21 protein-coding genes and 1 pseudogene are annotated in these 25,886 nt (G+C 62.1%); 4 read left to right on the top strand and 18 right to left on the bottom strand.

The genetic code is table 11. From position 1 onward, the window contains the following. From SJI03_RS28005 to SJI03_RS27945, 13 genes and pseudogenes are all read right to left on the bottom strand, one after another. Nucleotides 1-934, bottom strand: a 934-nt coding sequence (locus SJI03_RS28005) for a sugar ABC transporter substrate-binding protein (RefSeq protein ID WP_416208795.1), incomplete at its 3' end; no start/stop codon positions are given. A 207-nt stretch (nt 935-1,141) separates the two neighbouring features. Continuing rightward, the gene (locus tag SJI03_RS28000) at nt 1,142-2,023 is read right to left on the bottom strand and encodes an EamA family transporter (protein ID WP_322429351.1); all 882 of its coding nucleotides are present in this window, start codon (nt 2,021-2,023) and stop codon (nt 1,142-1,144) included. A 163-nt stretch (nt 2,024-2,186) separates the two neighbouring features. Beyond that, nucleotides 2,187-3,287: a zinc ribbon domain-containing protein gene (locus SJI03_RS27995; protein WP_322429350.1), complete on the bottom strand. Its 1,101-nt coding sequence runs from the start codon at nt 3,285-3,287 to the stop codon at nt 2,187-2,189. Nucleotides 3,288-3,295: 8 nt separating this feature from the next. Further along, nucleotides 3,296-4,408 carry a zinc ribbon domain-containing protein gene (locus tag SJI03_RS27990; RefSeq protein ID WP_158301279.1) on the bottom strand — a complete coding sequence of 371 codons (1,113 nt, stop codon included), beginning with the start codon at nt 4,406-4,408 and terminating at the stop codon, nt 3,296-3,298. A gap of 67 nt (nt 4,409-4,475) precedes the next feature. Next, entirely contained in the window at nt 4,476-5,198 is a 723-nt protein-coding gene (locus tag SJI03_RS27985) for a hypothetical protein (RefSeq protein WP_099379232.1), read from the bottom strand. Nucleotides 5,199-5,247: 49 nt separating this feature from the next. Beyond that, the gene (locus SJI03_RS27980; protein ID WP_322429349.1) at nt 5,248-5,928 is read right to left on the bottom strand and encodes a hypothetical protein; all 681 of its coding nucleotides are present in this window, start codon (nt 5,926-5,928) and stop codon (nt 5,248-5,250) included. A gap of 174 nt (nt 5,929-6,102) precedes the next feature. Continuing rightward, a pseudogene (locus SJI03_RS28965) lies at nt 6,103-6,195 on the bottom strand (zinc-ribbon domain-containing protein); the annotation flags it as partial. Between the two features lie 283 nt (nt 6,196-6,478). Next, a complete protein-coding gene (locus SJI03_RS27970) occupies nt 6,479-8,740 on the bottom strand; it encodes a YgiQ family radical SAM protein (RefSeq protein WP_233516245.1) in 2,262 nt (753 codons plus the stop codon). Nucleotides 8,741-8,966: 226 nt separating this feature from the next. Next, nucleotides 8,967-9,245, bottom strand: a complete 279-nt coding sequence (locus SJI03_RS27965; RefSeq protein WP_099379230.1) for a DUF4404 family protein — start codon at nt 9,243-9,245, stop codon at nt 8,967-8,969. A gap of 11 nt (nt 9,246-9,256) precedes the next feature. Next, on the bottom strand, nt 9,257-9,469 hold the full coding sequence (locus tag SJI03_RS27960) for a VF530 family DNA-binding protein (protein ID WP_034780902.1): 213 nt from the start codon (nt 9,467-9,469) through the stop codon (nt 9,257-9,259). A gap of 109 nt (nt 9,470-9,578) precedes the next feature. After that, the gene (locus tag SJI03_RS27955) at nt 9,579-11,732 is read right to left on the bottom strand and encodes a M3 family metallopeptidase (RefSeq protein WP_322429347.1); all 2,154 of its coding nucleotides are present in this window, start codon (nt 11,730-11,732) and stop codon (nt 9,579-9,581) included. Nucleotides 11,733-11,958: 226 nt separating this feature from the next. After that, nucleotides 11,959-14,094, bottom strand: coding sequence for a M3 family metallopeptidase (locus SJI03_RS27950; RefSeq protein WP_322429346.1), 2,136 nt, complete (start codon nt 14,092-14,094; stop codon nt 11,959-11,961). A 154-nt stretch (nt 14,095-14,248) separates the two neighbouring features. Then, the gene (locus SJI03_RS27945; RefSeq protein ID WP_034753936.1) at nt 14,249-14,467 is read right to left on the bottom strand and encodes a SlyX family protein; all 219 of its coding nucleotides are present in this window, start codon (nt 14,465-14,467) and stop codon (nt 14,249-14,251) included. Nucleotides 14,468-14,627: 160 nt separating this feature from the next. Between SJI03_RS27945 and SJI03_RS27940 the strand changes: the two genes are divergently transcribed. Continuing rightward, a complete protein-coding gene (locus SJI03_RS27940) occupies nt 14,628-15,056 on the top strand; it encodes a type II toxin-antitoxin system RelE/ParE family toxin (RefSeq protein WP_322429345.1) in 429 nt (142 codons plus the stop codon). Beyond that, nucleotides 15,002-15,358 carry an addiction module antidote protein gene (locus tag SJI03_RS27935; RefSeq protein ID WP_322429344.1) on the top strand — a complete coding sequence of 119 codons (357 nt, stop codon included), beginning with the start codon at nt 15,002-15,004 and terminating at the stop codon, nt 15,356-15,358. Before SJI03_RS27940 ends, SJI03_RS27935 begins: the two co-directional genes overlap by 55 nt. Nucleotides 15,359-15,365: 7 nt before the next feature. Here the strand turns inward: SJI03_RS27935 and SJI03_RS27930 are convergent, their stop codons facing one another. Further along, nucleotides 15,366-17,426, bottom strand: a complete 2,061-nt coding sequence (locus SJI03_RS27930; protein WP_051991465.1) for a UvrD-helicase domain-containing protein — start codon at nt 17,424-17,426, stop codon at nt 15,366-15,368. 209 nt (nt 17,427-17,635) lie between these two features. Here SJI03_RS27930 and SJI03_RS27925 point away from each other — a divergent pair, with 209 nt between their 5' ends. After that, the gene (locus SJI03_RS27925) at nt 17,636-18,121 is read left to right on the top strand and encodes an SRPBCC family protein (RefSeq protein WP_322429343.1); all 486 of its coding nucleotides are present in this window, start codon (nt 17,636-17,638) and stop codon (nt 18,119-18,121) included. Between the two features lies 1 nt (nt 18,122). On the opposite strand, the gene SJI03_RS27920 is transcribed toward SJI03_RS27925, so the two are convergent. Continuing rightward, a complete protein-coding gene (locus SJI03_RS27920; protein WP_322429342.1) occupies nt 18,123-19,244 on the bottom strand; it encodes an HD-GYP domain-containing protein in 1,122 nt (373 codons plus the stop codon). 163 nt (nt 19,245-19,407) lie between these two features. Beyond that, the gene (locus tag SJI03_RS27915; RefSeq protein ID WP_322429341.1) at nt 19,408-20,856 is read right to left on the bottom strand and encodes a dihydrolipoyl dehydrogenase; all 1,449 of its coding nucleotides are present in this window, start codon (nt 20,854-20,856) and stop codon (nt 19,408-19,410) included. Between the two features lie 128 nt (nt 20,857-20,984). Between SJI03_RS27915 and SJI03_RS27910 the strand changes: the two genes are divergently transcribed. After that, the gene (locus SJI03_RS27910; protein WP_322429340.1) at nt 20,985-21,875 is read left to right on the top strand and encodes an ArgP/LysG family DNA-binding transcriptional regulator; all 891 of its coding nucleotides are present in this window, start codon (nt 20,985-20,987) and stop codon (nt 21,873-21,875) included. A 14-nt stretch (nt 21,876-21,889) separates the two neighbouring features. Here SJI03_RS27910 and SJI03_RS27905 read toward each other — a convergent pair whose 3' ends face one another. Together SJI03_RS27905 and hemE are read right to left on the bottom strand one after the other, a co-directional pair. Beyond that, entirely contained in the window at nt 21,890-23,956 is a 2,067-nt protein-coding gene (locus SJI03_RS27905) for a primosomal protein N' (RefSeq protein WP_322429339.1), read from the bottom strand. A gap of 841 nt (nt 23,957-24,797) precedes the next feature. Beyond that, nucleotides 24,798-25,883: a uroporphyrinogen decarboxylase gene (hemE, locus tag SJI03_RS27900; RefSeq protein ID WP_034780918.1), complete on the bottom strand. Its 1,086-nt coding sequence runs from the start codon at nt 25,881-25,883 to the stop codon at nt 24,798-24,800. Nucleotides 25,884-25,886 lie beyond the last annotated feature (3 nt).

The following is a 25,886-nucleotide window of genomic DNA, read 5'->3' as shown; positions in this document are numbered from 1 at the left end:
GTTCGACCTTGGTTTCGATGACGCCACCAAGCTCGGCCTGTTTCTTCTTCTGCGCCAGGGCTTTCAGCACGGTCTCGATGCCGAACACGGCTTGCTGCGAACCGAACTGGTCGGCGGTAGCCAGCACGCGGCCATCGGCCAGCATCGGCTTGATGGCGTTGATGTTGTCGTAGCCGACGACGAGCACTTTGCCCGTCTTGCCGGCCGCCTTGATGGCGGAAATGGCGCCGATGGCCATGTTGTCGTTACCGCACAGCAAAGCCTTGATATTCGGGTTGGCGTTCAGCATGGCTGCCGCCACCGTGTTGGCAGGGGCGATTTCCCACTGGCCCGATTGCACGCTGACAACCTTGGCACCGGCCGCGTTCATGGCGTCCTGGAAACCCAGGGTGCGCTGCTGCGCGTTGTAGGTGGTGGAGACGCCTTCGATGATGCCGACCGGATCGCCCTTCTTGATCTGCTTGGCCAGGTAGTCGCCGACCACCTTGGCGCCCTTGCGGTTGTCCGGGCCAACGAACGGTACGCTGATGCCCTTCTCTTTCAGGGCGCCTTCGTCGAGCTTGTTGTCGATATTGACGACGATGATGCCCGCGTCGATGGCTTTCTTCAGCACCGGCACCAACGCTTTCGAGTCGGCCGGGGCGATCACCAGCGCGTTGACGCGCGAGACGATCATTTGCTCGACCAGCTTGATCTGGCTCGACGTATCCGTTTCATCCTTGATGCCGTTCGACAGCAGGTCGTACTTGGCGGCATTGGCCTTCTGATGCGCCTTGGCGCCATTTTCCATGGTCAGGAAAAATTCATTGGCGAGCGACTTCATCACCAGCGCCACCTTTGGTTTGGCTGGCGTCTGCGCCATCGCCGGCACGGCGGGCAAGGCACACACGAGGACAGCGGCGGCAATCATTTTCAGGCGAATACGGGATGTCATGGGCGTCTCCAGAGTTGTTGGTCAAGCACGTGTACTGCATGCTTTTTAGGAAATTCGTTGCGCGCAAACGTTTGCGCGAAGCGAATAGTGCCTCAATGCCCCATATCAGTGCAAGCAAAACTGTATGTGCGGTGCAGCAAAAAGAGAGCGCCCAGAGGGAAACATCCAGGCTGATGCGATCAGCCTGGCGAGGGGAAATACGTGGATTCAGGAGTTTGTTGCGGGACGGGCGCTGGCCCACTGCACCGCCAGCACGCTGGCCAGTACCAGCAGCAAGCCCAGCATTGACCAGCCCGTCATGGCCTGGCCCAGCAAGGCCCAGCCCAGCACGACGGCCATCAGGGGACTGAGCAGTCCCAGGGAAGACACGGCCACGGGCGACAGCCTGGCGATGCCGCGGAACCACAAGGCGTACGCCAGCAGGGCGCCGGCCAGGCACAGGTAGGCGTAGGCCAGCACTTGCGGCAGGGACAGCGCCGGCAAGGGCGCATCGGCCAGCCAGGCGACGGGCGCCAGCATCAGGCCGCCGAGCAACAATTGCCAGCCTGTCAGCGCCAGCACGGGCAAGTCTGGCTTCCAGCGCCGCGTCAGGTAGGTGCCGGCCGCCATGCAGGCCGTGCCGCCCAGCGCGGCAGCGATGCCGATCGGTTCCCATACCGTGCGCGGCGACAACAATAAAACGCCCATGCCGGCCACGCCCAGCACGCTGGCACCCAAGGCCAGGCGGGCCGGACGGCGCCCTTCCACGCCCCAGGCCAGGCCCATCACCAGCAGCGGCTGGATGGCGCCCACCACGGCCGCCAAGCCACCCGGCAAGCGGTAGGCGGCCACGAACAGCAGCGCCTGAAATACGCCGATATTCAACGCGGACAGGATCAGCACGCGAATCCAGTCGCGCCGCACGGGCAGGCGCCGCATGACCAGCAGCAACAGCAAGCCGGCCGGCAGCACGCGGATCAGGGCCGCCGTGAAGGGCCGGTCCGGCGGCAGCAGTTCGGACGTGACGATATACGTGGAACCCCAGATCAGGGGCGCCAGCGCCGTGAGCAGAATATCGCCCCAGGCGGGGCGGGCAAAAGAAGAGCTCATGCAACTATCTCGATATCAAGATAAAAAGCCAGTGTGGATGCAAACTATCTTGATGTCAAGACAAATGGGCGTGCACACCGCTGCCTGCGGACGTAAAAAAACCCGGCATGGCCGGGCTCGGGGAAGCAGATCAGGCGGCAAGCTGCGCCGCCTGGATCGTCGCTTAATCGCGCATGCGCCGCAGGGTCGTCACCCGCATGCCGCCCATGCTGATCTGCGCCGTGCTGCCATCGTCGCTGACGATAATGTCCATGGCTGCTTCGCCCGCGCCTTCCGGCGCGATCGTCACGGTATTGCCCTTGGTGGTGAAGGTGGCCTTGGTCGACGTCCCGTTATTGATCACGCTGTCACTTGTAAATTCCAGGACATTGCCCATCGCCGCCTGCCATTTCCCCACCGCCGGGTGGCCGCCAAAGCGGAACGCGCTCTTCAGCTTGTCCAGCATGCCCGCGCCCTGCCCGGCTGGCGCTTTGCCGATCACACCGGTCATGGCCGCCTGGCTCATCTGCGCTTCGTCGATGACTTGCCATTGCTTGTCGACCAGCGCCAGAGGCAACCGCACTTCCATGTCGCCATCCGGCAAGCGCTGCAGGATCAGCGCCCGGTCCGCCGACTTGGCGAACCACGCTGCCTCATCGGTCAATGCCAGGGTGGCCTTGGCCATCGCCACGTGCTGTGCGCCCAGGTCGCGCACCTGGTCGTAGCCGCTGACCTTGGCCACTTTCAAGCCCTTGGCCACGCACAGCTTGTCGCCGCGCAAGGCCGCCTTGCCCGGAGCGGCCAGCGCGTAGACAAATTGCGATTGCGCAACCCAGCCACCGCTGCTTTGCTCCACGGGAGCGCTGTACAGTCCGCTACGCACGAGGATATCCAACCATTGCCGAGTGGAACTGTCGTACGACGCCACGCGGATCTCTTCCTTCTGGTACGGCAAGTTGGTAAGGCACAGCAACTTGTCGCGCGCCGCCTCGTCTGCTGCCAGATGGGCATCGATGGCGCGGCTGAAACTGCCGGCCGAGGCCGCCTCTGGCGCCAGCAGCCACGCCAGCGCGCCACCGGCCACGATGACTGCAGCCAGCACGCCGCCGGCGATCACCACATGGCGCCGCTTCACGCCGGACAGCGCCGGCGTCGCGGCTGGTGCGGATGCCGGTACAGGAGAGGGCGCTGGCACCGGTGCAGGGTTGACGGCCTTGCCGCATTCATCGCAGAAGCGCGCGCCGGGAACATAAGCGGTGCCGCATTTGGTGCAGAAGTGAGCCATGGCGTGCCTTACTTGAGTTTATGCGCGCATTCGCCGCAGAACGCATCGTCGGATGCGACCGGCGCCTTGCAGCTCGGGCATTGCAGGCTGTCAGCCGGCGCAGCGGCAGCGGCTGGCGTGGCAGGGGCAGTCGCCTGCTCGGCCAGGGCACGCGCGCGCTCACGCGCTTCCTCGGCTTTTTTCTTGACCGTGGCCAGGCCGTCGTTCAGGCTCGCTTCCGAGGCGCTGAAATCGACATTGCGCGTCGCGTTCAGGTAAATGATGCACACGCCCTTGGTAAAGATCAGGCCAGGCACGACGGCCGCGGCCGCCAGCAGCAAGCCGCCGCCCAGGCCTGCTGCGATGATGTAGCCGGAGCCGCCGCTCAGACCCGAAGCCAGGGAATACATGTTCATCTGGCCGCCCAGGCCCAGGATGCCAGCGGACATGCCGCTGGTCAGCGACACGCCGGTACCGACCACGCCAAAGATCAGCAGCGCCACAAACGTCGTGATCAGGAACAGCAGCACTTCCAGCAGGATCACGGACACCAGCTTGGTGCGCACGATCAGGTTCAGGCGGGCAATGATCTGGAACACGGTGGCGCCCGACCAGGCGGCAGGGCCGGCCAGCGGCAGCATCACGTAGAACAGCGCAAACACCAGCACGCCCAGCACGATGGCCGACAGCGGGAAGACGAGCGTGTACAGCACGGGGCCGAGCACAGGGATCTTGCAGACGAACAAGATGATGGCGATGGCGATCATGGCCGCCAGCACGATCAAGAATTCAAGGAAGACGACCGCGATCAGGCGGTGGCTCGTGACCAGCGAAACGAGCACGGCATCAACCAGGCTCATGCCAGGCTGGCCTTGCGCGTCGCGCATCAGCATGATGCCCACGGCGTTGGAACCGTAAAACATCACAAGGAAGGCCATCAAGCCACCGAAAAAGGCCAGCAGCGGACTGCTCATGCCGCCGGCAAGCATCGTCAGCACGCCACCGACGAGCACGGCGCTGATGAAGGTCAGCGCCAGCAAGGCAATCGCGCGGAAGTTCTTGATGGCATCGGTCGCTTCGATCAGCGAGCCCACGGCGGAGGAAAACGGAAGAGGTTGAGGTGCTGCGGTGGAAATGGTCATGTCTAGCCTGGATGGGGATAAATCGGGGAACGGGACGGCCGGCATGGCCGCCCCGTGGCAATCAGTGTCAGTAGGCACGCGCCAGTTGCAGCTCGCTCGCGGGCGCCTGGCGCTGGACGATCTGCAGCTTGACGTCCTGGCCACCGACGCGCTTGCTATTCAGGTACAGGGCCGTGCGCACCGGGTAAATGCCCTGCGGTACGCCTTCCGGCATGGGAATCGAGAAGCCGCCCTTGTAGGCGCCGCTGCCGTTATTGCTGCTGACCACCTTGCGCACGGTTTTGATCAAGTCGCCGTTTGGCTTGTACAGGCTCAATTCCTCTTCCACCAGCGGGTTCGGATCGCGCGTGCCGGCCGCCACTTCGATATACGAATTGGTCTGTGCCTTCTGGCCCGGACGCACGGAGGACGGCGTGAAGCCCGTTTCGTATTTCACCAGGGTCGACTGCTCGGGCAGCTTGCCCTTGTTGGCCACCTTGTAGTCGGTCTGCACCTGCTGCGCCGTCTTGACTTGCTGGCTTTGATAATTCAGGGCCACGCAGGCGAGCGCGCCCAGGCTGGCGCCCAGGGCCGCGCCGCGCACGGTGTTGTTGCCACCGCCCAGCAAGCCGCCCACGACGGCGCCGATGCCGGCCAGCATGGCCGTATTGCATTCGCCGCTCGCCGCTTCCGTGCCTGCGGTGGGGGTGCCGGTAGCGCCAGGGCCGCCCGGTGCGGCGCAGCCGGCCAGCATCGAGGATACGACCAGCATCGCCACCAGGGGCTTGGCCATTTGTTTCAAGTTTTTCATGTCATTCTCCAGGAGGGTCGAAATATGAATGGAAGGCAAGCAGCGCCGCTTACTCGATCTGGATCTGCGACAGCGCCTTGTCCTGCGCTTCTTTCGCCTTGCGCTTGATGTCCTGCGCATGGCGGTTGCCCGTGTCCATGCGCAACACGGCATTCGCGTTGGCAATGGCACAGTCGTATTTGCGCTGGCTCATGCAGTGGCTCGCTTCCGACAGGCTGTCCGTGATCACGCTTTCCAGGCCGGTCGTCTGTTTGACAGGCGCCGGTGGCGGGGTCACCTTGACGGGCTTGGCCGGTTTTTCCACGACAGGGGCTGGGGCCGCTGCTGGAGCCGGCTCGGGTGCCGGAGCAGGAGCTACTGCTGGCTCAGGCTCGGCAGCAGGTGTCGCGGCAAGGTCGCCCGCCGTGCCGCCATCGAGCGCAGCGTCATCGATGGCCAGCGGCTGCTCGGCGGCAGCCGTCGCGTCCTCGGCAGCAACCGTCGGTGCGGGGACTGGCGCGGGCGCGGAAGGCTTGCCTGACAGGTAATAGTATCCCCCTGCGGCAGCCACGACCACGACCACCGCGACGGCTGCGGCGATCAGTTTCATGCGGTTGCCACCCGTTTGGCTGTCAGCCGGCGTGTCGGGCACGCTGGCGGGTACGGCAGCAGGTTCTGGCGCCGGTGCAGGGACTGGGTCGGCACGGCGCTTTTCCAGCACGGGCGGCGGCGGCGCAATAGGCTCAGCCACGGGCAGGGGTTCAATGACGGGTTCAATGACGGGTTCAATCACAGGCTCGATGATGGGTTCTGGCAGCGGCGGCGGCACCGCTGCGGCAACGGGCGCCACGGCAAAGCTGAACGCGCACTTGGGACAGAACTTGGCATCTGGCTTGCAATCATGGCCGCACTGGCCACAGGATTTGCCTGGCAGCGGGGCGGCGGCGAACGTGGTGCCACAGGAAGAGCAGAATTTTGCGCCCGGCTTATTCTCGGCCTGGCAGGAAAGGCAGTTCAATTGGCATCTCTTTTCATCTAAACGCTGGGAGTCGCGTACGCTGGCGCTTGCCAGAATGGCAGCATTGTTGCCGTACGGCTAAATATTCAACGAGTATATTTTCAAACACCAAGTTGCCACAAGGGAAAATTGCCTTTTGCTCTATTCAATTTTTAAATATTGGTAAAAATCCTGCTGTTCCCTCATTTTTTGCGCTCCATCCTGGTGCGCAGATGGCAAAAAACCCGGCAACGCTGTATGCGTTGCCGGGTTTTCAGTCGATGCAGGGGACAGTGCCGCTGGCTTACTTGCGTCCGCCCCGTGCCGGTGCGGCATGAGCGCCCTTGGCTGGCGGCTTGCTGCCACGGCCCATCGGCACGGCGGCCGGCTTGGCCTTCGTTTTGATGGTCGACAGGATCGATGGACGCACTTTCGATTCGACGGCGGTCGCCTTCGGCGCGGCGGCCGTGCCGCCCAGGGCGATGCGGTTCTTGCCCGGCGTGACCTTGAACTTGTCCGGCGTGCCGGCGCCATGCGTCTGGCGGCTGCGTTCGCCTGCGGCCAGACCGCCCGACTCGGACGAGGTCCAGGCCGGAATCAAATGCTTGTCGCCATTGCCGATCAAGTCGCCACGGCCCATGTTGACCAGCGCTTCGCGCAGGATCGGCCAGTTGGCCGGGTCCTGGTAGCGCAGGAACGCTTTATGGGTGCGGCGGATCTTGCCGCTGCGGGCCGTTTCCACCACTTCCGAGTCTGCCGTAACCTTGCGCAAAGGATTCTTGCGCGTGTGATACATGGTCGTCGCCATCGCCATCGGCGTGGGCATGAAGGTTTGCACCTGGTCCAATTTGAAATTGTTTTTCTTCAACCACAGGGCCAGGTTCAGCATGTCCACGTCCGTCGTGCCCGGATGGGCGGCGATAAAGTAGGGGATCAAATACTGCTTCTTGCCTGCTTCCAGCGAGAAACGGTCGAACATTTCCTTGAACTCGTCATACGCGCCGATGCCGGGCTTCATCATCTTCGACAAAGTGCCCTCTTCCGTGTGCTCAGGAGCGATCTTCAGCAAACCACCGACGTGATGCGTCACCAGTTCCTTGACGTACTCGGGCGAACGCACGGCCAGGTCGTAGCGCAAGCCCGAGCTGATCAGCACTTTCTTGATGCCGGGAATGGCGCGCGCCTTGCGGTACAACGAGATGAGCTTGCTGTGATCCGTACCCAGGTTCACGCAGATCGACGGGTACACGCAGGACAGGCGGCGGCACGACACTTCGATCTCTTTTTCCTTGCAGGCGAGGCGGTACATATTCGCCGTCGGGCCGCCCATATCGGAAATGGTGCCCGTAAAGCCTTTGGTTTTATCGCGGATATGCTCGATTTCGCGCAGGATCGACGGTTCCGAACGGCTCTGGATGATGCGCCCTTCATGCTCCGTGATCGAGCAGAAGGTGCAGCCGCCGAAGCAGCCGCGCATGATGTTGACGGAGAAGCGGATCATTTCCCAGGCGGGGATGTGCGCCTTGCCATAGCTCGGGTGCGGCGCGCGCGCGTAATTCATGTCGTACACGCCATCCATCTCGTCCATGGCCAGCGGCAGCGGCGGCGGATTGAGCCACACGTCGCGTTCGCCGTGCGCCTGCACCATGGCGCGCGCATTGCCGGGATTCGATTCCAGGTGGAACACGCGCGACGCGTGCGCATACATGACGGGGTCATCCTTGACGACGTCATACGCAGGCAGGCGCACGACCGTCTTGTCGTGCTTTTCCTTGGCCATGGCCAGGCGCTCTTCGCGGCTCATGATGCGGATCGGCTTGATGACTTCGGCCGATTTCGACGCATTTTCCGTGGCGCAGGCGGTCTTGTCTTCCTGCACCATCTCGTACGGGCTGTAATGCGGGTCGACCTTGCCGGGCACGTCGACGCGGGTGGAATTGTGCACGCCCCAGTCGTCGCCTGGCAGCCAGCCGGCCGGCACCATGAAGGCCGTGCCGCGCAAGTCGCGGATATCCTTGATGTGTTCGCCGGCAGCCAGACGGTGCGTCAGGTCGACCAGCGCCCGTTCGGCATTGCCGAAGATCAACAAATCAGCCTTGGAATCGGGCAAGACGGAACGGCGGACCTTGTCCGACCAGTAATCGTAATGGGCGATGCGGCGCAGGGACGCTTCGATACTGCCGATCACCACCGGCACGTCGGGATACGCTTCGCGCGCGCGCTGCGCGTACACGGTGACGGCGCGGTCCGGGCGTTTATTCGGTTCCGCATTCGCCGTGTAGGCATCGTCGGAGCGGATCTTGCGGTCGGCCGTGTACTGGTTGACCATGGAATCCATGTTGCCGGCGGTAATGCCGTAGTACAGGCGCGGCTTGCCGAGAATGCGGAACGCTTCGGCCGACAGCCAGTCCGGCTGGCTGATGATGCCGACGCGGTAACCCTGCGCTTCGAGCAGGCGGCCAACCAGGGCCATGCCGAAACTCGGATGGTCGATGTAGGCGTCACCCGTGACGAGGATGACGTCGCACTGGTCCCAGCCCAGCGCGTCCATCTCGGCACGCGACATCGGCAGGAAAGGCGCCACGGCAGCGCGGGCAGACCGCTTGGGAACGGTCGCAAATAAATTGGTAGGGGAGCTCATAGGGTACGGATTGTACCGGAATTGGCCATTTCCAACCTGACGGCCTGCTTTTTACTGTTGGATTTCAGTACAAAAAACGTTTATTTTTCAATCACTTGGGGAAATGAGGCCCTTCCCCGCAGGAACGGGCCCGACATTTTTCAAGCCTTGCTTAAATGCCCATGTTGGCGAGAATCTCACCGAGCTCACGCAACGCCGGTTCCAGTTTCGGATGCTTGACAGCAAATTTGGCCGACAATTCCTGGCTGCGCTCGGCCAGGCCATAGGTGGTCGACTCTTCTTCCTGTTCCTGCGCGGCGCGCTTTTCCATCAGCAACTTGATGTCGACATCGAGTTTTTGCAGCAAACCATGCAGTTCTTCATCGACGGGGCCGCTGGTTGCTAGTGTCGATTGCAGTTGTTGCAGCGATTCCTTGAGTTTGCTATCCATGTTTTTTCCTGTCAGTCAGTAAATTGCGTGTCCAGGTACAGCTGTTCCACCTTGCTCCTGGCCCACGGGGTCTTGCGCAAAAACTTCAGGCTCGACTTGATGCTGGGATCGCTGATGAAGCAATTGATATCGATGTGCTTGGCCAAGCCGTCCCAACCATAGTGGGCCTGCAGGCGCGTCACGATACCTTCCAGGGTAATGCCATTCAAATCTTGCTGACTCATATACTCTTTCGACTGCCTTCTTGTTTACATCTTACTCAATTCTACGCCGCCGGCACAGAAAGCTTGCGTGCGCCATGTCAACGCAACGCAAGCTTCTGCTGAGGACGTCTTACTTGGCGTTCAAGCCGCGGCGTTCCAGCAATGGTTCCACGGTGGCATCGCGGCCGCGGAAGTCGCGGAACAGCTGCAGCGCATCGACGCTGCCGCCGCGCGACAGCAATTTGCTGCGGAACCAGTCGCCATTCTTGCGCGTCAGGCCGCCGTTTTCCTTGAACCAGTTGACCGATTCCGCGTCCAGCTTTTCCGACCACAGGTAGGCGTAATACGCCGCCGAGTAGCCGCCCGAGAAGCTGTGCGAGAAGTAACTGGTGCGGTAGCGTGGCGGCACGGGCGCGTAGTCGACGCCCGCGTCTTTCAACGATGCCGCTTCAAAGGCCAGCACGTCGGTCGGGATCTGGCTCGGCGCCAGCTGGTGCCAGCGCTGGTCCAGCAAGGCCGCCGACAGGTATTCCGTCGTCATGAAACCCTGGTTGAATTTCTTCGCCGCCGTGACCTTGTCGAGCAATTCCTGCGGCATGGCCGCGCCGCTCTGGTAGTGCTTGGCATAGTTTTGCAGCACTTCCGGCCAGACGGCCCACATTTCATTGACTTGCGATGGATACTCGACGAAGTCGCTCGGCACGCTGGTGCCGGCAAAACGCGGATATTTCACGTTCGAAAACATGCCGTGCAGCGCATGGCCGAATTCGTGGAACATGGTCGTCACTTCATCGAACGTCAGCAAGGTCGGCTGGCCGGCGGACGGCTTCGGAATGTTCAATTGGTTGGCCACCACCGGATGCGTGCCCATCAGCATTGACTGCGACACGTATTCATTCATCCACGCGCCGCCATGCTTGTTGCCGCGTGCATAGAAGTCGGCGATGAACAGGGCCAGCGGCTTGCCGTTGGCATCGAGCACGTCATACACGCGCACGTCCGGGTTGTACACCGGTAGATCAGTACGTTGCTTGAAGCTGATGCCATACAGTTTATTGGCGGCAAAGAAAACGCCATTGTTCAGCACGCTGTTGAGTTCCAGGTACGGTTTCAGCTCGTTTTCATCGAAATTGAAACGTTGCTTGCGCAGCTTGTCCGTGTAGATGGCCCAGTCGGCCGCCGCTACCTGGAAACCGCCCTTCTCGGCATCGACCACTTGCTGCAGGTCGGCCGCTTCGCGGCGCGCGTTGGCGACGGCCGGTTTCGCCAGTTCCGACAGCAGGGTGTTGACGGCCGTCGTAGTCTTGGCCGTCTGGTCTTCCAGCGAGTACGCGGCGTAATTGGCGTAACCGAGCAGGGTGGCCCGTTCGGCGCGCAGTTTGGCCAGCTTCAGCACGATGGCGCGGTTGTCGAACTCGCCGCCCTGGCTGCCCCGGTTCAGCGACGCATCCATCAGGCGCTGACGCGTCTTGCGATCCGTCAATACCGCCAGTGGCGGCTGGCCGCTGGTGTTGACCAGGGCAATGACGAACTTGCCCGTCAAGCCCCGTTCCTTGGCGGCCGTGGCGGCCGTATCGATATCACTGTCCGTCATGCCGGCCAGTTCAGCACGCGTGTCGACGACGATGCTCTTGGCATTCGTTTCCTTCAGCACGTTTTGCGCGAAGGCCGTTTCCAGGCCCGCCTGTTCGGCGTTGTAGGCTTTCAGTTTTTCCTTGTCCGCATCGGACAGCTTGGCGCCGGCGCGCACGAAATCCGTGTGGTAGCGTTCCAGCAAGCGCAGGGATTCGGCATCGAGGCCCAGCTTGTCGCGCTTGGCGTACAGCGTGTCGATGCGGGTAAACAGTTTCGGATTCAGGGTGATCGCATCCGCATGCGCGGCCAGCTTCGGCGACACGTCCACTTCCACCGCTTCCAGCACGGCGTTGGTATTGGTCGACGTCATGTTGCTGAAGATGCTTTGCACGCGGTGCAGCAGCTGCCCCGTGCGCTCGAGGGCCACGATGGTGTTTTCAAACGTGGGCGCCTGGCGGTTGCTGGCAATCGCGTTGACTTCGGCCAACTGGCGTTTCATGCCTTCGGCAAACGCCGGCGCATAGTGTTCATCCTTGATCAGGCCGAACTGCGGCATCTGGAATGGCAGCGGGCTCACTTTGAGCAGGGGGTTCTGGGCGCTGACGGCAGCGGCAGGCGCGGATTTTGCAGTGGCGGCAGCCATGGCGGATGGGGCGGCGTGGGCCAGCATGACGCTGGCGGCGATGACGAGCAGTTGTGGACGGATCATGACATCTTTCAGGAAGCGCGGGAAGAACCGCGATCGCGTCGCGGGCCAGTGGCAGATCATAGCAGTCTGTCACACAGGCGTCATCCAACATGGGCGATCCTGTGGTGCATGACGCCAACTGCGCGGTTTACCACGGTTTTCAAGCGGAATCGCCAAATAAAAATGGCCACCCATTGCGGGGCGGCCATTGATGTTCAGCACCAGCGAGGCCAGTGCTGGGAAGAAATTACTTGCCGTTCAAGCCACGGCGTTCCAGCAACGGCTCGATCTTCGCATCGCGGCCACGGAAGTTGCGGTAAATGTCGAGCGCATCGGCGCTGCCACCGCGCGACAGCAGTTTAGTCCGGAACCAGTCGCCGTTCTTGCGCGTCAGGCCGCCGTTTTCCTTGAACCACTCGACCGTGTCTGCGTCGAGCTTTTCCGACCACAGATACGCGTAGTAGCCGGCCGAATAACCGCCCGCGAACGCGTGCGAGAAATACGTGGTGCGGTAGCGCGGCGGCGCCGGCGCGAAATCGACGCCCGCATCCGTCAAGGCGGCTTTCTCAAACGCCAGCACGTCGGTCGGGATCTGCGCCGGGGTCAGCTGGTGCCAGCGCTGGTCCAGCAGGGCCGATGCCAGGTATTCCGTGGTTTTATAGCCCTGGTTGAAATTGTCGGCCGCCGTCACTTTCGCCAGCAACTCGGCCGGAATGGCCGCGCCCGTCTGGTAGTGCTTGGCGTAGTTTTGCAGCACTTCCGGCCACAGCGCCCACATTTCATTGACTTGCGACGGGTATTCGACGAAGTCGCGCGGCACGCTGGTGCCGGCAAAGCGCGGGTATTTCACGTTCGAGAACATGCCGTGCAGCGCATGGCCGAATTCGTGGAACATGGTGTTGACTTCGTCAAACGTCATCAGGGTCGGCTGGCCCGCTTCCGGCTTCGGAATGTTCAGGTTATTCGCGATGACGGGCTTGCGGTTCAGCAAACTCGACTGGCCCACGTAGGCATTCGCCCAGGCGCCGCCGCGCTTGTTACTGCGCGCGTAAGGGTCGAGCGTAAAGATGGCCAGTTGCGTGCCGTCTTCATTGAAAACGTCGTACACCAGCATGTCGGCCGTGTAGACTGGCAAGTCGGTGCGCTGCTTGAAGGTCAAGCCATACAATTTGCCAGCAGCAAAGAACACGCCACGGGTCAGCACGCTGTTCATTTCAAAGTACGGTTTCAACTGAGTCTCGTCGAAGTTGTAGCGTTCGGCGCGCACCTTGTCGCTATAGAAGGCCCAGTCGGCAGCGCCCACTTTGAAGCCGCCTTTGCCTGCATCGATGACCTTCTGGATATCGTTCGCTTCACGGCGCGCATTGACGACGGCCGGCTTGGCCAGCTCGCCCAGCAGGGCGTTCACGGCGGTCGTGTCGTGCGCCGTCTGGTCTTCCAGCGAATAGGCCGCGTAGTTCGGGTAGCCCATCAGCGCGGCACGTTCGGCGCGCAGTTTCGCCAGTTCCAGCACTTCCTGGGTATTGTCGAACTCGCCGCCACGGCTGCCGCGCGCTTGCGAGGCGGCCATGATGCGTTCGCGCACGGCGCGGTTGGTCAGCAGCGACAGCGGTGCCTGGCCCGTCGTATTGACGAGGGCGATCACGTATTTGCCATCGAGGCCGCGCTTCTTGGCCAGGCCGGCGGCCACTTCGATGGCAGCCGACGACAGGCCGTCGAGTTCTTCGCGCGTATCGACAACGACGGCCGAAGCGTTCAATTCCTTCAGTACATTCTGCGCAAACTTGGTCGACAAGGCGGCCAGCTGGCCATTGTAGGCGCGCAGCTTTTCCTTGTCCGCCGCCGACAGCTTGGCGCCGGCGCGCACGAAGTCCGTGTGGTAACGCTCGAGCAAACGCTTCGATTCCGCATCGAGGCCCAGCTTGGCGCGCTTGGCGTACAGGGTGTCGATGCGCTTGAAGAGTTTGTCGTTGAGCATGATCGCGTCGCTGTGGGCCGCCATCTTCGGCGCCAGTTCGCGCTCCAGGCCCTGGATCGTGTCATTCGTGTTCGAGCCGGACATCACGGAAAACACGGTGCGCACGCGGCTCAGCAGCTGGCCCGAGCGTTCCATGGCGACGATGGTATTGTCGAAGGTCGCTGGCTGCTTGTTATTCGCAATCGCGTTGATTTCCGCCAGGTTGGCGGCCATGCCTGCCGTAAAGGCGGGCGCATAGTCTGCATCCTGCACCTTGTCGAACGGCGGATAGTGGAAGGGCAGGCTGCTGGCCTGCGCAAACGGGTTCGAAGCAGGCAGCGCTGCGGCCGCGGTGGCGGCAAAAACGGCGGCGGCTGGCGCCAGCATCAGGCTGGCGGCGATGACGAGCATTGTTGGACGGGTCATGTCTACTTTCAAGGAACGCAAGAGAGCCGCGATTGTGTCGCGGGCCAGCCTGAAATAATAACAGCCTGACACACTTGCGTCACCAGCAACTACCGATGGTAGCGCGCCAGCCAGTAATGAACGGTTTTCATGCGCCCCGCGTCACGATGCCGATTCAATAATGCGGCGGACGTTCGTTGACCAGCCCGCCATTCGCCTGCTGCGCCCCGTCGCGTACGTGTTCGCCCAGCTTGTGCAGCATCGCTTCGAGCTGGTCGATGCGCTTGCCCTGCTGGTACACCATCTGGTTCAGCGACTCGACCAGGTCTTCCTGCTGCGCCAGCTTGATTTCGATATCGACGAAACGTACTTCCATCTGTTCTGCATTGTCCATGATGCTCACGGTGACTCCTGACTGAAAGCGGCATTTTACCGCCGCAGCGGCGTGAGCCAGGACAAACAAGCGGCATTCTTGCCGAAGCGGTGCCGATTTGTGCCTATTCTCTCCGTATGCCTGAATCAAACCGCTTGACGAATGAGAACAAACGATTACAATGGACGTATCCACTTTGCCTGACCTGATCGACACGCGCAAGACGGCTGAATACCGGCGCTGGGAAGACTCGCTGCATGACGTGGCGGCGGCCGCCATCGATGCGCGCATCAAGCATTTGCAGCACGGTAAAAAGGGCGACTGGCGGCCTGTGGGCGAAGGCGTGTGCGAGCTGCGTTTTTTACAGACGGGACCCGGCTGGCGCGTGTATTTTCACGAGACCAACCTGGGCACCCTGATCTTGCTGCTGTTGGGTGGCGACAAGTCGAGCCAGCGGCACGACATCAAGCACGCGCAAGCGATACTCAAGGACTTGAAAGCCCGGCAGGCGGCCCTGAAGAAAGCGGCGGCGGCATCCACAGGAGCACGAAAAAAATGCACCAACATATCGACCATGACACCTTCGACCTCGACGACCTGGAAGCATTAGGGCTGAGCAAATTCGACCCGACGCAACACCTGACCAGCAAGGCCGCCGTGGCCGCCTACATGAGCGAAATCGTTGCCACCGGCAACGCCGAACTGTTCCAATCCGCCATGAACGACGTGGTGCGCGCCTACGGCATGGGCAAGGTGGCGGCCCGGGCCGACATCACGCGTGAAGGCGCCTATAAAGCCTTGCGCGAAGGCAGCAAACCGCGCTTCGAAACCATTTTGAAGATGCTCGATGCGCTGGGCATGCAGCTGGCCATCGTGCCGAAAACCACGCCCGACGGCGCCGTGGAAGCGTGAACGCCGCTTAGCCCTTCGGCGCGGCCAGCAAGGCTTTCATGCGCGCCAGACGTTCTTTCGGCGAAATCACTTCCGCCTCCGTCGGCACGGCGTCGCCCACGTCGAGTTCCATTTCCTTGATGAAGCGCGACGGGTCGCAATGGACTTGCTCGCCCGCCCGCTTGCGCTTCTTGCACCAGGTGATGTGCAAGGTGCGCTGGGCCCGCGTAATACCCACGTACATCAGCCGGCGCTCTTCCTGGATGCGTGCGGCGATGGTTTCGGCCGGCGCGTCGGGGTCGCCCTTGTGCGGCAAAATCCCCTCTTCCACGCCGACCAGAAACACGTGCGGAAACTCCAGGCCTTTCGACGCGTGCAGGGTCGACATGCGCACGGCATCCTGCTCTTCGTCCTTGCCCTCGAGCATGGTCATCAGGGCCACCATCTGCGTCAATTCCAGCACGTTCTTTTCTTCGCCATCGCGGTCCTTGCCGCCCCGGCCCCGTTCCTTGAGCCAGTTGACGAATTCCAGCACGTTCTGCCACTTGCTTTGCGCTTGGCGTTCCTCGAAAGCATCGTACAGATACGATTCGTAGTGGATTTCCTTCATCATGTCGTCCAGCACTTCGGCCGCGTTGTCGCCGCTGCCGGCCGCACCGGGACGGCTGGCGCGCGATTCGAGGTCGTTGATGAAATTGCAGAAGTCGCGCAGCGGCCCCAGCTGGCGGTCCGTCAGCTTGGCCTCGATGCCGCCTTTGAACACAGCCTGGAACAGCGAGCACTGCCACTGCCCCGAGAACGCGCCCAGCACTTCCAGCGTCGATTGCCCCACGCCACGGCGCGGCGTCGTCACGGCGCGGATGAAGGCCGGGTCATCGTCTTCGTTGGCCAGCAGGCGCAGATAGCTGATGATGTCCTTGATCTCGGCCTTGTCGAAGAAACTCTGGCCGCCCGAAATCGTGTACGGGATGCGTTCCTTGCGCAGACACTGCTCGATGATGCGCGCCTGGTGATTACCCCGGTACAGAATCGCGTAATCGGAAAATTTGTTCTTGCGTTCAAAATGGTCGGCCGAAATCATGATGGCGACCTGTTCCGCCTCCTGCTCGTCCGTCTGCATGCCCAGCACCTTGATCGGCTCGCCCAGGCCATGTTCCGACCACAGCGACTTTTCAAACAGCTTCGGGTTGTTGCCGATGACGGCATTGGCCGCGTTGAGCACGCGCATGGTGGAGCGGTAATTTTGCTCGAGTTTGATCACGCGCAAATCGGGGAAATCCGTTTCCAGGGTCTTCAGGTTTTCCACGGTGGCGCCGCGCCACGCATAGATTGCCTGGTCGTCGTCACCCACGGCCGTAAACATCGGCTTCTTGCCGATGCCCGTCACCATCAATTTCACCAGTTCGTACTGGCACGTATTCGTATCCTGGTATTCATCGACGAGCAGATAGCGCAGGCGGCGCTGCCACTTGTCACGCACGGGGCCGTTGTTGCGGAACAGTTCCACCGGCAGGCGTATTAAATCGTCGAAATCGACGGCCTGGTAGGCGGACAGGGTGGCCACATAGCTGCGATAGATGCGCGCCGCGTTCGCCTCGTCTTCATCCTTGGCTTGCGCCAGGGCCATGTCCGGGTCGATCAAGCCGTTTTTCCACAAGGACATGGCGTTCTGGATGCCGCGGATCACCTGTTTATCCGTGGTAATGGCCAAGTCTTGCACCAGCGAAAAACAATCGTCGCTATCCATGATGGAAAAGCGGTCTTTCAAGCCCACGCCATTGGCTTCCTGGCGCAGGATCTTCACGCCCAGCGAGTGGAAGGTCGACACCGTCAGCTGCTTGGCCTGGCGCGGCTGTTTCAACAGCTTGGCGATGCGTTCCTGCATTTCCAGCGCCGCCTTGTTGGTGAAGGTCAGCGCGGCGATGGTGCGCGGGTCATAGCCCCGGTCTTCGATCAGATGAGCGATCTTTTGCGTGATCACGCGCGTCTTGCCCGAGCCGGCGCCCGCCAGCACCAGGCAAGGGCCGTCGAGGTAGGTAACCGCTTCGCTTTGGGGCGCATTCAGACCGAACTGTGGTGCTTTGGACATCAGGGTATTTCCGCAGGGAACAGCAGCCCATTGTAACAGCGTCGCGCCCGCCTTTTGCACGATGGGCCATGCCTGAAAAACAGGCAATGGCATTGATATATCACCATATGCCGCCATCTTGGCCGATGCAATGCGTGCGGCGATGCCACGCCTGGAGTACCATTCCGCCTATATCGCCCGTGCGCGCCCACTTACCGAATGGCAGTCCCATGAAATTTGAACACCTGATTGAAATCAACGATCCCTTGAACCCGCTGATCGACACCTTGAGCCTGGAACAGGTCTGGCGCGGCCTCGTCTTGCGCGCCGAGTCGCCCAAGCTGTTCGTGCCGCACCTTGATGAATGTCAGATCAGCGAGCGCAGCGATGCCGGTTTCGCGCGCAGCCTGCGCTATGGCGAGCTGGTCATCAACGACAGGGTGGTGCTGATACCGCAACTGCAGGTGCGCTACGAAGTGCCGGCGCAAAAGGACATCAGCGCCTCGTCATTGATCATGACCATCGAGATGCCCGACGAAGCGAGCCTGTGGGTGCGCTTCCAGTACGACGACGGCCACGACGCGGCCACCGATGCGGCCAACGCCCTGTACGACGACTTCCGCCGTTCCGCCTACAAGGAATCCGACATCGACACCGTGCGCATCATGCGCGAACTGGCAGTCGAAGGACGGCTGGATGCGGGTCTGCTGAACTAAATCAAACTCTGGCGCTGCGGCCCCACAGCTGATCAGGGCGAAACTGCAGTCCCGCCTGCTCCGCACTGAGCACTTCGCGGATGGCGTGCAAGTCCACGCGCGTGTCGCGCCGCAGCGGCACCTCGAGGCGCGCGCCACGCGGGCCGATCAGCGACTGCACATGCGGCGTGGTGGCATTCAAGCCCTTGCGCGTGACGACGCCGATTTCCCCATTCAACAGTTTGACGAAGGTGCCGACTGGGTAGATGCCCAGCTCGCGCACCAGCAGCGACGCCAGCGGCGCATCAAGGGTGGCCTTGTCGGCCATCAGCATTTCGCGCAGGGCCATGTTCGGCAGCAAGGGCTGGCGGTAGCTGCGCTTCGAGACGCGCGCGCAATAGCGGTCGGCCAGCATGATCAGGCGGGCGCCGATGCCGATCGCCTCGCCTTGCGTGCCCAGCGGATAGCCGCTGCCATCGATATTTTCATGGTGCTGCAGCACGGCCTGCAGCCAGACGGCGTCCGTCACGCCCGCCGCGCGCAGCAGGTCGACACCGGCTTGCGGATGGGCGCGCAAATAGGCCCGTTCCTGGGCGTCCAGCGGACCCGCCTTGTGCTGGAAATCCGCATGGCGTTCCAGCATGCCCACATTCATGCTCAGCGCGGCCAGCACCACGCTGCGCACGACGGCGTCGTCGAGTTTCAGGGCGCGCGCCAGCAAGGCCGTGATGACGGCCGTGTCGACGCTGTGGCGCACGGCAAAGTCGCCCGCGCCCTGGTTGTGCAGGATGCAGGCCAGCGCCACGTCGGCGTCCAGTGCAACGGCCTCTTCCACCAGCTGCGCCAGCGCCGGCAGGGACAGGGGGCTGTCCGCCTGCCCGGCGGCAATGGCCGGCAAGACGAGGCCCAAGCCTGCCGTGACGAGGTTCAGCATGCGCAGGGCCGATGGCGCCTCCGTGGCCGTGCGCGGCACGTCCGCACTGGCATCGGCGATGACGCCGCGCGCCAGCAGCAATGCGATCTGGTTCTCGCTGCTGATGACATGGCCCAGCCTGGCCAGCAAGCCGCCCGTTTCGCCATGCACGTCCCAGGGCAGAGCCACGCCGAGGGCGAGTTCTCCCGCATAAATGCGCCGAATTTTCACATCGTCTCCGTCATCGCTAGCCGCTACCCTTTTTACCATCAGGAAGTCGTGGGCATGAACCAATTGAAATATTTTTTGCTTTTAATCAATATTTCAATGTGGCAGCGATGATCGCGCAATCATGTGCGCTTGTCTACAAAATTGTTTAAATACAAAAATTTCATCAGACGCCAGGCGAGCAATCGGCGCAGCCGGGCGCGTGTTCCGGGTCTTTTTCCAGGTGCAGCGCCAGTTCGCGCAAGGCCGTGCGCACGCCTTCCTCGATGACGGGGTGGTAGAACGGCATGTCGAGCATGGCCGGCACCGTCAGCTGCGCCTGGCACGCCCAAGCCAGCAAGTGGCCCAGGTGTTCCGCCCGTGGGCCGATCAGCTCGGCGCCGAGAAAGCGCTTGCTGCCAAACTCCGCATACACGCGCAGCAAGCCCTGGTTTTGCAGCATCACGCGGCTGCGGCCCTGGTTGCCAAACGACACGGCGCCCACGGCGAAACGGCCCGCATGGCTCACGCACAATTGCTGGTACGTGGCGCCCACAGTGGCGATCTGCGGCTCCGTGAAGGCAATCGTCAATGGCGTGCGGCGCAAGCCAGGTTTGACGTCAGGAAAGCGCGCCGCGTTCTCCCCGGCGATGCGGCCCTCGTCGGCCGCCTCGGGCAGCAGCGGCAGTTCGTTGTCGGCGTCGCCGGCGATGAAGATGGCGCTTTTGCCGCACTGCATGGTGTGCGGGTCATGCAGGGGAATGCCGTGGCGGTCGAGCTCGATTTGCGCCGTTTCCAGGCCGATCTTGTCCACGTTCGGCGCGCGGCCGATGGCGGCCAGCACATACTCGAACTGCTCGGTTTTTTCCACGCCGGCGCCATCGCTGCTGGTCAGCAGGATGCCGCTGCCGTCAGGCGTTTTTTCCACGTGCGCGACCTTGGTCATGAACCGGATATCGAGTTCGCGCGCCAGCACGGCATCCGCCTCGCGCAGCACCAGCGGATCCGTCAGTTGCGCGACTTTATTGCCGCGCGCAAACAGGGTCACGCGCACGCCCAGCCGCGCCAGCGCCTGGCCCAGCTCCAGACCGATCACGCCGCTGCCGACCACGGCGACCGATTGCGGCAAGTCCGTCCACTCGAACACGGCGTCGCTGGTGATGACACGCTCGCCGGCCGCCTGCCACTCGGGCGGTACGCTGGGCGTGGAACCGGTGGCGATCACCACGCTGCCAGCTTCAACGATGGTGTGTTCATCCACCTGCAAGGTGCCGGGAGAAATAAAACGCGCGTGGCCGCGCAGTTTTTCCTCGTCGGGGATGGCGTTGACGCCGTCGAGCACGAAGCCGACAAAGCGGTCGCGCTCGCTACGCACCCTGGCCATCACTTGCCGGCCATCGATGCGCACGGGGCCCGGGTGCACGCCGAAACCGGGTGCGGCAGCCACGGCATGGGCCGCCTCCGCCGCCGCGATCAAGAGTTTGCTGGGCATGCAGCCGACCCTGGCGCAGGTCGTGCCGTACGGTCCGCTTTCGATCATCAGCACGCGCTTGCCCTGCATGCGCGCCGCCTTGTGCGCCGTCATGCCGGCCGTGCCGCTGCCGATCACGGCCACATCCACTCGTATCGTCTTCATCGTGCTATCCATCCACTGAGGTTGCTCACAGCGTTCGATACTACCCGTTTGCCGAAAATAAGGTTTTACTTTGCAGCAATATATGCATTAGTATAACTAATCATTTTCAAAATTTATAAGCTGAGCTAATGGGATCACTCGATTATCGCGCGCTGGCCGTGCTGGACGCCGTCGCCAGCCATGGCAGTTTCGACAAGGCTGCCCTGGCGCTGGGCATCACCCAGTCGGCCGTCTCGCAGCGCATCAAGGCGCTGGAAGACGCCAGCGGGCGATTGCTGATCATCCGTGGCCAGCCAGCCGTGCCGACGGGCCTGGGCCAGCGCCTGATCGTGCACCACCGCAACGTCAAGCTGATGGAAGCATCGCTCGACATCGACCTGGGCAACAGCGTCAGCATGCCGGAAATCGCCATCGCCATCGATGCCGACAGCCTGGCCACGTGGTTTCCCGACACCTTGTCCGCGCTGCTGGCGCCGCCGCGCTGCCAGCTCGACGTGCGCCTGGCCGACAGCGACAGCGCCTTGCAAATGGTGCGCGACGGCTCCGTGTTTGGCTGCGTGGCAGCCGAGTCCGGCACAGCGATCGACGCGGCGGCCGCCACCAGCGTCACGCCGCTGGGCACCTTGCGCTATGTGTGCGTGGCAACACCCGTGTTTGCCGGCCACTGGTTCGGCGATGGTTTTATTGCCGAGGCAGTGCAACTGGCGCCGGCCGTCGTGGGCCAGCACGGCTTGCTGGCGCGTTTCCTCGCTGAACAATTGAACCTGCGCGAACCGTTTCCGCACCATACTTTACCGGTGGAAGCGGCGCGCCGCGGCTGCGTCCAGGATGGCCTGGCCTACGGCTTGATGCCGCAGCGCCTGGCCGCCCAGGGGCTGGCAACAGACCGTCTCGTGGAGCTGATGCCGGGCAGCACCCTGGATGTGCCGCTGAGCTGGCATGCGTGGACCCTGGACACGCCGTTTACCAAGCTGCTGTCCGAGCAGATCGTCAAGTCGGCGCGCGACTATCTGAACTAACTCAGTGCATTAATTCAAATATCCAGCGGGTCCACTTCCAGCGACCATTTCACGCGCGTCTTCATGGCGCGCAGTTCCGCCAGCCATTCTTTTAAAAACGCCTGCAGGGCCGGCCGCGAGGGCGATTCCAGCAGCAGCTGGGCGCGGTCCACGTTGTAGACGCGCGTCATGCTCATGGGAATCGGGTCATTGATGGTCACCTGCGGGTGTGCCATGCACTCTTTCGCCGCCTGCAGGAACTCGATGGCCGTCGCCAGCTCGGGCGCCTCGGCGCGCAGCAGGGCCTGGAACAGGTAGGGCGGCAGCGCCGCCTGGGCCCGCTCTTCCAGCAAGGTCGTGGCGAAATGGTCGTAATCGTGGTTGACGACGGCGTCGTACAGCGGATGGCGCGCATAGCGCGTCTGGATCAGCACCTCGGATACGCTGCCCCCTTCCGTCTGCGCGGCCCGCCCGGCCCGGCCCGCCACCTGCATCAACTGGGCGAACAGGCGTTCGCTGGCCCGGTAATCCTGCGAAAACAGGGCCGTGTCCGGATTCAGGATGCCGACCAGGGTCAGCTTTTTGAAATCGTGCCCCTTGGCCACCATCTGCGTGCCGATCAGAATATCCACTTCGCCCCGGTGCACGGTGTCGAACGCTTCCTGTGCGCTCCCCTTCTTGCGCGTGGAATCGGCATCGATGCGCAAAATGCGCGCCTCTGGAAACAATTGCTGCAAGCCCTCTTCCACCCGCTGCGTGCCGCGTCCCAGCGGCTGCAGGTCGACGTTGCCGCAGGTGGGGCAATGGCGGGGAATGCGCAGTTCCAGGCTGCAATGATGGCAGCGCAAGCGGTGTTCCGGCTTGTGCAGCACCATGAACGAGGTGCAGCGCGTGCAATTGCTGATCCAGCCGCACGATTCGCAGCAGATGACGGGCGAATAGCCGCGCCGGTTCAGGAACAGCAGCGACTGCTCCCCGCGCTCCATGCGCAGTTTCAAGGCGGCTACCAGATGCGAAGTCAGGCCATCTTTCGGCTTATCGCGCTCCATGTCCAAAATCTTGACGCGCGGCAATACCGCGTTCTTGACGGCCCGCTCGCGCAATTCCAGCTTGCGGTAGCGCCCCGTCTGTGCGTGGTGCCAGCTTTCCAGCGAGGGCGTCGCCGAACCGAGCACAATGGGAATCTGCAATTGCCAGGCGCGCCACACGGCCAGGTCGCGCGCCGAATAGCGCAAGCCTTCCTGCTGCTTGTAGGACGGGTCGTGTTCCTCGTCGATGACGATCAATTTCAATTTCGGCAAGGACGCCAGGATGGCCAATCGCGTGCCGAGCACGATGCGCGCCTGGCCCTGGTGGGCGGCCAGCCAGTGCAGCATGCGCTCGCCTTCGGACAGGCTGCTGTGCAGGGTCGCCAGCATGACGCCGGGAAAGCGCGCGCGGATATTGCCTTCCAGCTGGGGCGTGAGGTTGATTTCCGGCACCAGGATCAGGATTTGCGCATCGTCCTCGCGCGCCAGCACCTGGGCGCAGGCTTGCAGATACACTTCCGTCTTGCCGCTGCCCGTCACGCCATACAGCAGGGTCGGCTTGAAACCCCGGGCGCCGCCGATGGCGTCCGCCGCTTCTTGCTGGGCGGCATTCAGGGCTGGCATGTTCAGCGGCGTGCCGTCATGCGCGTCGGCCAGCTTGCCCAGCTTCTTGATGGCGCGGTCGAGCGCCACGGTGGTCAGCACGCGCAAATTCTTCGGCAGACCCGGCAAGGCCACTTCACCGAGCGGACGCTGGTAGTAATCGGCGGCAAAGGCGGCCAGCGCCAGCCATTGTTCCGACAACGGCGCCAGCTGGCTGCGCACGGCCAGCACATCCTTCAGTTTCGCGGCGGGCACGTCCGTGCTGTCGGACACGCCGACGATCAGCCCCATCACTTCGCGCCGGCCGAACGGCACCAGCGCCAGCTGCCCCACTTGCGGCAACGGCGCGGCAGCGTCCGCGCCGGCGTCCGCGTCTACCGCCGCCGCGTTCCAGCGGTAGTCGAACAGGGCGTTCAAGGGCGTGTCGAGCGCGATTTTCAGGATGCACGACGTCAAAATGCACTGCGACATGGGGGGTGGGCCTATCTCAATAAAAAAGCGCGCCGCAGGGTAAATGGCGCGCGGGATGTCCGGCATCAAGCCAGCGGGCCATGATACTTGTTTCATCCCTCAAACGCCTAACGGCAGGCAGGACAGCGTGTCATCGTGCCTGAAGAAAATTCTGTGGATAACTTTGTGGACAAAGCAAAATTAACTTTCAGAAAAATGTGGATAGAAAATTTCGATCGCCGTCAAGAGCGGCACGCAAGAAAAATTAACCATTTAAAATCAAAGGCTTAAAAATTGATGCCCGGGAGGCTGGAAAACCGGGGGGCATTTCCGCCGCTGTGCATAACTGAACCATTTGTAATTTATTTATACAGAAATCAGCGCCATTTTGAGGCGCCCGAGCGGGAAAAATACCGGTGGCATGCGGCAAAGTTGACAATTGCCGGGCAAGCGTTCGTTTTTACGCACTGAGCGGCGAAACATTGTTCAATTATCATGCAGTGCAACATGCACTTCAGGTGAAACCTGAACATCGGCGCTAAGTATCGGTTAACAAAATACTTTTCAATTTTATCCACAGAATCTGTTGATAACTTTGTGGACAATGAAGGAATAAGGCAGGCAAACGAAAGAATAACCTTATCAATAGCAACAAAGTCCGCCGGACAAGGTATTTTTTATTTCTTAATAATCAAGCACTTGCAGAGCATCCCCGGGCATGGCTTTTCGACTGCCTCTTATTTCCGCAGCAAAAAAAATTGTGCATAAGTCGGTATTTCTTGCTGGGGCGCAGCAAAGAAAAAGGCAGGCTTCCGCTGGAAAGCCTGCCTTTTCCGCCCCTGCGCCAGGGGAAAACGGATACTTACTGGCCGCTACGCATGGCGCGGCTCATGCTGTGCACGGCTTCCACCATGGCTTCCACGGATTCCGGCGGCGTGAACTGGGAAATGCCATGGCCCAGGTTGAATACGTGGCCCGTGCCGGCCGAGGGCGCGCCAAAGGCGTTGAGCACTTTCGCCACTTCGGCGCGGATCTGCTCAGGGCTGGCGAACAGGATGGCCGGGTCGAGATTGCCCTGCAAGCCCACTTTATGGCCCACCAGCTGGCGCGCGCGCGTCAGGTTGACGGTCCAGTCCAGGCCCACGGCATCGGCGCCGATGTCGGCGATCTGCTCGATCCACTGGCCGCCGCCCTTGGTAAACACGATGGCGGGAATCTTGACGCCATCCTTGTCGCGTTTCAATTGCGCCACCACTTGCTGCATGTAGGCCAGCGAGAATTCCTGGTAGGCGCCATCGGCCAGCGCACCGCCCCACGAGTCGAAAATCATCACGGCTTGCGCGCCGGCATCAATTTGCGCGTTCAGGTACTGCGCCACGGAGGTGGCGTTGATCGCCAGGATGTGGTGCATCAGGTCCGGGCGGTTGTACAGCATCTTCTTGATGGTATGGAACTCTTTCGAGCCGCCGCCTTCCACCATATAGCACGCCAGGGTCCACGGGCTGCCGGAAAAACCGATCAGCGGCACGCGGCCATTGAGTTCCGTACGGATTTGCGTGACAGCCTTGAAGACATAGTCGAGCGATGCCAGGTCAGGTACTTGCAAGGCCTTCACGTCCTGTTCCGTGCGCAGCGGGCGCTCGAACTTCGGGCCTTCGCCATCGGCGAAATACAGGCCCAGGCCCATGGCGTCCGGCACCGTCAGGATGTCGGAAAACAGGATGGCCGCGTCGAGCGGGAAACGCTCCAGGGGCTGCAAGGTCACTTCGGTCGCGTAATCGGGATTCTTTGCCAGGCCCAGGAAGGAGCCGGCCCGCTCGCGCGTGGCGCGGTATTCGGGCAGGTAGCGGCCCGCCTGGCGCATCAGCCAGACGGGAGTGTGCTCGGTCGGCTGGCGCAACAGGGCGCGCAGGAAAGTATCATTCTGGAGCGGAGCAAATTGTGGCATGGA

This window comes from Janthinobacterium sp. GMG1 (genome assembly GCF_034427795.1).
Taxonomy (GTDB): Bacteria; Pseudomonadota; Gammaproteobacteria; order Burkholderiales; family Burkholderiaceae_D; genus Janthinobacterium.
The sequence above is the reverse complement of the archived record's forward strand: the minus strand, read 5'-3'. Positions and strand labels throughout refer to the sequence as shown.

Coding starts and splice junctions, on each gene's coding strand:
- SJI03_RS28000 (WP_322429351.1), bottom strand. CDS start 2,023: ATGAGCTCTTCTTTTGCCCGCCCCGCCTGGGGCGATATTCTGCTCACG.
- SJI03_RS27995 (WP_322429350.1), bottom strand. CDS start 3,287: ATGGCTCACTTCTGCACCAAATGCGGCACCGCTTATGTTCCCGGCGCG.
- SJI03_RS27990 (WP_158301279.1), bottom strand. CDS start 4,408: ATGACCATTTCCACCGCAGCACCTCAACCTCTTCCGTTTTCCTCCGCC.
- SJI03_RS27985 (WP_099379232.1), bottom strand. CDS start 5,198: ATGAAAAACTTGAAACAAATGGCCAAGCCCCTGGTGGCGATGCTGGTC.
- SJI03_RS27970 (WP_233516245.1), bottom strand. CDS start 8,740: ATGTCGCGTGCCGAGATGGACGCGCTGGGCTGGGACCAGTGCGACGTC.
- SJI03_RS27965 (WP_099379230.1), bottom strand. CDS start 9,245: ATGGATAGCAAACTCAAGGAATCGCTGCAACAACTGCAATCGACACTA.
- SJI03_RS27960 (WP_034780902.1), bottom strand. CDS start 9,469: ATGAGTCAGCAAGATTTGAATGGCATTACCCTGGAAGGTATCGTGACG.
- SJI03_RS27955 (WP_322429347.1), bottom strand. CDS start 11,732: ATGATCCGTCCACAACTGCTCGTCATCGCCGCCAGCGTCATGCTGGCC.
- SJI03_RS27950 (WP_322429346.1), bottom strand. CDS start 14,094: ATGACCCGTCCAACAATGCTCGTCATCGCCGCCAGCCTGATGCTGGCG.
- SJI03_RS27945 (WP_034753936.1), bottom strand. CDS start 14,467: ATGGACAATGCAGAACAGATGGAAGTACGTTTCGTCGATATCGAAATC.
- SJI03_RS27940 (WP_322429345.1), top strand. CDS start 14,628: ATGGACGTATCCACTTTGCCTGACCTGATCGACACGCGCAAGACGGCT.
- SJI03_RS27935 (WP_322429344.1), top strand. CDS start 15,002: ATGCACCAACATATCGACCATGACACCTTCGACCTCGACGACCTGGAA.
- SJI03_RS27930 (WP_051991465.1), bottom strand. CDS start 17,426: ATGTCCAAAGCACCACAGTTCGGTCTGAATGCGCCCCAAAGCGAAGCG.
- SJI03_RS27925 (WP_322429343.1), top strand. CDS start 17,636: ATGAAATTTGAACACCTGATTGAAATCAACGATCCCTTGAACCCGCTG.
- SJI03_RS27915 (WP_322429341.1), bottom strand. CDS start 20,856: ATGAAGACGATACGAGTGGATGTGGCCGTGATCGGCAGCGGCACGGCC.
- SJI03_RS27910 (WP_322429340.1), top strand. CDS start 20,985: ATGGGATCACTCGATTATCGCGCGCTGGCCGTGCTGGACGCCGTCGCC.
- SJI03_RS27905 (WP_322429339.1), bottom strand. CDS start 23,956: ATGTCGCAGTGCATTTTGACGTCGTGCATCCTGAAAATCGCGCTCGAC.
- hemE (WP_034780918.1), bottom strand. CDS start 25,883: ATGCCACAATTTGCTCCGCTCCAGAATGATACTTTCCTGCGCGCCCTG.